Source organism: Psychrobacter sp. AOP30-A2-5, assembly GCF_052378115.1.
In the GTDB taxonomy this organism is placed as follows: Bacteria; Pseudomonadota; Gammaproteobacteria; order Pseudomonadales; family Moraxellaceae; genus Psychrobacter.
In genome coordinates this window covers 1-1,854 of record NZ_JBQSXK010000049.1, presented here as the reverse complement: position 1 = coordinate 1,854, position 1,854 = coordinate 1, and the positions used below count along the sequence as shown (strand labels likewise).

The following is a 1,854-nucleotide window of genomic DNA, read 5'->3' as shown; positions in this document are numbered from 1 at the left end:
TTTTAGAAGTTTTCTAGTACAATTTTGCCTTTTGACTTGCCTGATTCAAGTAACTTATGCGCCTTCTCCAAGTTTGAAGCGTTAATTTTGCCTAGATTTTGGTTGAGGGTACTTCTAATTTTTTGCTGGTCAACTAATTGGGCAACCTGTTGCAACAGATCACCTTGCTTTTCAATATCATCGGTTTCATACATTGAACGGGTGAACATCAACTCCCAATGGATAGAAATAGATTTAGTCTTAAACAGCATAATATCAAAGGTTTGTGGATCATCGATCAATCCAAGCTTGCCTTGTGGTGCAATCAGAGAAACTATTTGCTCGATATAGGTGTCTGTATGATTTGTAGAGAATACGTATTTTGGTTTTGCAATGCCTAGTGTCTCGATTTGTGCATTTAAATCTTTGCTATGATCAATGACATGGTCGGCACCAAGTGATTCCACCCAAGATTTCGTTTCTTCACGTGAAGCTGTTGCTATAACGGTCAGATTTGTTTTTGCTTTTAGGAGTTGGATAGCGATTGATCCTACACCACCTGCACCACCAATAATTAAAATACTGCCAACTTCTGTTTCTGAAATTTGAAACCGATCAAACAGCATTTCCCATGCCGTTATTGCAGTTAATGGCAATGCTGCTGCTTCTGCATTAGATACTGTAATGGGTTTAAGACTAATAATTCGTTCATCGACTGCTTGATACTCAGCATTACTACCATCTCGGGTTAAATCGCCAGCATACCAAACAGAATCTCCTACTTTAAACGAGGTAACTTTTGAGCCAACTTCAATAATTTCCCCAACGGCATCCCAACCTAAAATACGATTATTTGCTTCAGACGAATTTTTTCTCACTTTGGTATCAACTGGATTCACAGAGATTGCCTGAACTTTTACCAGTACATCACGCTCCTTAAGCTTAGGCTTCGCTTTTTCAATATCTACCAATGAATTTTTAAAATCATCATGGTTATTCATAACATACGATACGGCTTTCATAGATTTGTCCTCAACTTTAAAAAATATAGTAAAAATGGGAGCGAAGTGCTCCCATTTTATGTTATTCAATCATTAAAACTCTTGGCTCGTTGGGCGCAAAACAATTTCATTAATATCTACATCCGCAGGCTGTTCAATTGCATAAGCAATTGCTCGAGCGACTGAGTCAGCTGGTATGGCTTGTTTGTAGAAATCAGTAACAAACTCTGAACTTTCTTTATGAGAAGAACCGAATTTTAGTTCTGACTCAATTGCACCAGGCTCAATAGTCGTCGTTCTAATTGTTCCCCCAACTTCATGACGAAGTCCTTCAGAGATGGCTCTTACAGCAAACTTAGTACCGCTATAAACAGTACCTCCTGGACTAAATACTTTTATCCCTGCAACAGATGCGAGATTAATAAAGTGTCCAAAGTTTTGTTTTTGGAAAACAGGCAGTGTAGCTGCTATACCATAAAGAACACCTTTAATATTAATGTCGATCATACGATCCCATTCATCAACTTTTAGCTCACTTAATGGTGCAATAGACATTAATCCAGCATTGTTTACCAATACATCGATTTGACCAAATGCGCTTAATGCCTTTTCAATAAGTGCTTGTACTTCATGTGGTTTGGTTATATCCATACCAATAAATTCAGCTTGACCACCTTCAGCACGAATGTCGTGAACAATCGCCTCTAATTTTTCAGTACGTCTAGCACCAAGTACAACCTTTGCACCTTTTTTAGCAAGTAAGCGAGCAGTAGCTTCACCTAAACCACTACTTGCACCAGTGATAACAATAACTTTATTTTCTATATTATTCATACAAGTAACCTTCAACCTATCTGTCAATCATATTTGATGG

General features: G+C 37.9%; 2 protein-coding genes. Both read right to left on the bottom strand.

All coding sequences use genetic code 11. The features are described 5' to 3' along the window. Positions 1 to 2 precede the first annotated feature (2 nt). Positions 3 to 1,001, bottom strand: coding sequence for a zinc-binding alcohol dehydrogenase family protein (locus tag ACT3S4_RS14270; protein WP_444761296.1), 999 nt, complete (start codon positions 999 to 1,001; stop codon positions 3 to 5). A gap of 72 nt (positions 1,002 to 1,073) precedes the next feature. Next, positions 1,074 to 1,814 (bottom strand): SDR family oxidoreductase, encoded by a 741-nt coding sequence (locus ACT3S4_RS14265; protein ID WP_004647740.1) that lies wholly within the window; start codon positions 1,812 to 1,814, stop codon positions 1,074 to 1,076. Positions 1,815 to 1,854: the final 40 nt, after the last annotated feature.

Bases quoted from the DNA above. Each gene is read 5' to 3' on its own strand.
- ACT3S4_RS14270 (WP_444761296.1), bottom strand. From the start codon at position 1,001: ATGAAAGCCGTATCGTATGTTATGAATAACCATGATGATTTTAAAAAT.
- ACT3S4_RS14265 (WP_004647740.1), bottom strand. From the start codon at position 1,814: ATGAATAATATAGAAAATAAAGTTATTGTTATCACTGGTGCAAGTAGT.